The organism is Acidovorax delafieldii 2AN (assembly GCF_000175235.1).
GTDB classification, from domain to species: domain Bacteria; phylum Pseudomonadota; class Gammaproteobacteria; order Burkholderiales; family Burkholderiaceae_C; genus Acidovorax; species Acidovorax delafieldii_B.
In genome coordinates this window covers 1-3491 of sequence record NZ_ACQT01000321.1, presented here as the reverse complement: position 1 = coordinate 3491, position 3491 = coordinate 1, and the positions used below count along the sequence as shown (strand labels likewise).

Annotated in this window: 4 protein-coding genes; 2 read left to right on the top strand and 2 right to left on the bottom strand. The window is 67.0% G+C overall.

The window, feature by feature from the left end; translation table 11 throughout:
* Window positions 1-16: 16 nt before the first annotated feature.
* A complete protein-coding gene (locus ACDELDRAFT_RS20355; protein WP_005799962.1) occupies window positions 17-1297 on the bottom strand; it encodes a glutamate-5-semialdehyde dehydrogenase in 1281 nt (426 codons plus the stop codon).
* Window positions 1298-1399: 102 nt separating this feature from the next.
* Between ACDELDRAFT_RS20355 and ACDELDRAFT_RS25245 the strand changes: the two genes are divergently transcribed.
* Window positions 1400-1675, top strand: a complete 276-nt coding sequence (locus tag ACDELDRAFT_RS25245; RefSeq protein WP_157764959.1) for a hypothetical protein — start codon at window positions 1400-1402, stop codon at window positions 1673-1675.
* A 58-nt stretch (window positions 1676-1733) separates the two neighbouring features.
* Complete coding sequence (locus tag ACDELDRAFT_RS20350) at window positions 1734-2030, top strand: hypothetical protein (RefSeq protein ID WP_005799959.1); 297 nt, start codon at window positions 1734-1736, stop codon at window positions 2028-2030.
* 100 nt (window positions 2031-2130) lie between these two features.
* Here ACDELDRAFT_RS20350 and holA read toward each other — a convergent pair whose 3' ends face one another.
* Complete coding sequence (holA, locus tag ACDELDRAFT_RS20345; protein WP_005799958.1) at window positions 2131-3186, bottom strand: DNA polymerase III subunit delta; 1056 nt, start codon at window positions 3184-3186, stop codon at window positions 2131-2133.
* Window positions 3187-3491: the final 305 nt, after the last annotated feature.

The window sequence follows — 3491 nt, the reverse complement described above, 5'->3', positions numbered from 1 at the left end:
CAGCCCCGCCAGCCCTTCATTGCCGAATTTCGCCTTCACCCAGCACCACGTACTTGAGCGACGTGAGCCCCTCCAGCCCCACCGGCCCGCGCGCGTGGAACTTGTCGGTGCTGATGCCGATTTCGGCGCCCAGGCCGTACTCGAAGCCGTCGGCAAAACGTGTGCTGGCATTCACCATCACGCTGGCCGAATCCACCTCGCGCAGGAACTGCTGGGCGTGCATGTGGTCGCGCGTCAGGATGGCGTCGGTGTGGTGGCTCGAATAGCGGTTGATGTGGGCAATGGCCTCGTCCACGCCCGCCACCACCTTCACGCTGATGATGGGCGCCAGATATTCCTCGCTCCAGTCCTGCTCGGTGGCGGGCACGAGCTTCGCATGGGGCACCGCGGCCAGGATCGCCAGCGACTCGGGGCAACCGCGCATCTCCACGCCCTTGGCGGCATACACCGCGCCGATCTGGGGCAGAAAATCTGCCGCCACGCCACGCGCCACCAGCAGGCCTTCGCTCGCGTTGCAGGGGCTGTACTTGTTGGTCTTGGCGTTGTCGGCCACCTTGACGGCCATCGCGATGTCGCAGGGGTCGTCCACATAGGTGTGGCAGTTGCCGTCCAGGTGCTTGATCACGGGCACCTTGGCATCGCGGCTGATGCGCTCGATCAGGCCTTTGCCGCCGCGCGGAATGATCACGTCCACATACTGCGGCATAGCGATGAGCTGGCCGACAGCCTCTCGGTCGGTGGTTTGCACCAGTTGCACGGCATCTTGCGGCAGGCCCGCTTCGGCCAGGGCCTGCTGCACGATCTTGGCCAGCGCCTTGTTCGAGTCGATGGCTTCGGAGCCGCCGCGCAGGATGCAGGCGTTGCCGCTCTTGATGCTGAGACTGGCGGCCTCGATGGTCACGTTGGGGCGGCTCTCGTAGATCATGCCGAACACGCCGATCGGCACGCGCATCTGCCCCACGCGGATGCCGCTGGGCTGCTGCTTCATGCCGATGATCTCGCCGATGATGTCGGGCATGGCGGCCAGTTGCTCGCAGCCCAGGGCACAGGTCTCCAGCACCTTGGGGCTGAGCTTGAGGCGGTCCACCATCGGCTCAGGCAACCCGGCGGCGCGGGCGCGCTCCAGGTCGCGGGCGTTGTCCACCTGCAGCGCCTCGGTCTGTGCGCGCAGCAGACGTGCCAGGGCCAGCAGCGCTTTGTTTTTGATAGCTGCCGGCGCTTTAGCCATCAGCGCAGAGGCCGTTTTTGCCTGATAACCGAGGGTGTGCGTGTATTCAGCGACGTTGAGGGCGTTCATCCCTTGATTTTGCCGCACCCGTGCTCCAAGCGGGTGTTCGCGCCGCAAGAGCCCCCGCGCAGCACCACAATGCGGCGCAGACCACCCGTTCCGATACCGCCCATGCACTACTCCTCTGCGCCGCCTTCACCATCGCCTCGGCCCGGGTCCCGCCGGGCTGCCATCGCCTGGGTGTTCGTTCCCTTGCTGATAGCGACCGCGCTCGGAACCTGGGCGGTGTGGCCGGTGTGCATCGCGCTGCCGGACGAAGAGGTCGCCCGGTTCAATCCGCCGATTGCGCAGCGCGAAGACCAGGTCTGGCACGTGCGCACCTTCCAGCAGCGCGAGGGGCTGTGGCACCACTGCAAGCCCCGCATTGCGCGCGCTTTCTTTTTCTGAAACAGCAAGTGCCGCTGATAAGCTGGCGCTCCCGCCTGCCGGCAACCGACCCCACGCCATGTCTTCTGAAACGCCCCCCAGCGCCCTGGCGCAACTGAACGCCCTGCAGCAGGCGCTGCAGCAGATGGCGGCCAACCCCGGCAACGCCACCCTGCTGAGCGCCGTGGCACGGGAACAGGCACAGCTGCTGGCCGCCCTGCCACCGCGCTACGGCGAGGTGCTGCTGGGCCTGCTGGACCGGCTCGAATCCAGCGCCCTGTTCTCGGAAGAAAGCTGCTCGTTCAGCCAGAAAGACCTGCTGGACAGCCTGCAGATGTGGGTGGACAAGGCGCGCGGGGCGCTGCAGCGGGCGTGAGCAGCGCGGCCTCGGCGCTGTCGAGCTACTTTTTTGATAGCTGCTTGCGCTTGATGGATAAGCACTAGAGCCCAAAATGGCTCAAATCTGACGATCAATCTCAGCGCGCCGCCTGCGTCAACCGGCACAGCTGCAACGCCAGCCGCTGCAGCGCCTGCCACCCGTCTTGCGGCCAGTCGGGCTGCTTGAGGCCCTTGACGATGCCGTCCACGATGTGGGCCGACTGCAGCAGGCGCGCCAGCGCAGCGTCGCTGGCCTTGGGCAGGATGCGTTCAAACAGCCGCTCCTTGGGGCCCCAGATGCGGTTCTCGCGCAGCGCCATGGGCAGGGGGCGGCCGGCGTTCATGGCGTCCTTCACGCGCTTGAGGGCGCGGATGTCTTCGGCCAGCGCCCAGTGCACCAGCACCTCGGCCTCGCCCTCGGCCTGCAGGCCGTCGAGCATGCGCTGCACGCGGGCGGTCTGGCCGGCCAGCACCGATTCGGACAGCTTGAACACGTCGTAGCGCGCCACGTTGAGCACCGCGGCTTCGACCTGGGCCTGTGTCAGCTCACCCGCGGGGTGCAGCAGGGCGAGCTTTTGGATCTCCTGGTGCGCGGCCAGCAGGTTGCCTTCCACGCGGTCGGCAAAGAACTGCAAGGTGCGCTGGCCTTCCTCGCCCGCCACCACACGCTGGCCCTGCGCGGCCAGGCGCTGGGCGATCCACTGCGGCAGCTGCGCGCGCTCGATGGGGTCGATCTGGATGGTGGTGCCATTGGCTTCCAGCGCGGCAAACCAGGCACCGGTCTTCGTGGCTTTATCGAGGCGCGGCAGCATGACGAGGGTGAGCGTGCTGTCGTTGCCCTTGGCCGATTCGGCCACCTGCTGCAGGGCCACGCTGCCGTCCTTGCCGGGCTTGCCCGAGGGGATGCGGATCTCGACGATCTGTTTGTCGGCAAACAGGCTCAAGCTGCCGCCGGCGGCCAGCACGGCGCTCCAGTCGAAGTGGGCGCCAGCCACGGTGTAGCTGCTGCGCTCGGTGTAGCCCTGTGCGCGTGCCGTGGCGCGGATGGCATCGGCCGCCTCCTGCTGCAAAAGGGGCTCGTCACCATGCAGGACGTACAGCGCCGACAGGCCGCGTTGGAGATGGGGGGAGAGTTGGGCCAAGGCGACTTGCATCGGGCAAAGTTTATCGCCCCGCCGAGGCAGGCAGCGCAGCCGCCGGTGCCCGCAGTGGGCGTGGCTTGCATATCGCCAGCGCGCCAACGCAGATTGCTCACTCACCCTTACACATGGCGCACATTGGCCTCTTTCCATTGACCGGCATGCGCCAGACAATGCACTCCACCCTTCTGCTGCGCGCGCAGCGATAGGCCAGCCGCCGCTGTTGCCCTCGCAACGCACACCCACGTCCTTGCCCAGCATCCGCATGAACACCAGCACTGCCCCCGCCACCGCCCGCGTTGCCACCCTGATTGGCGCAC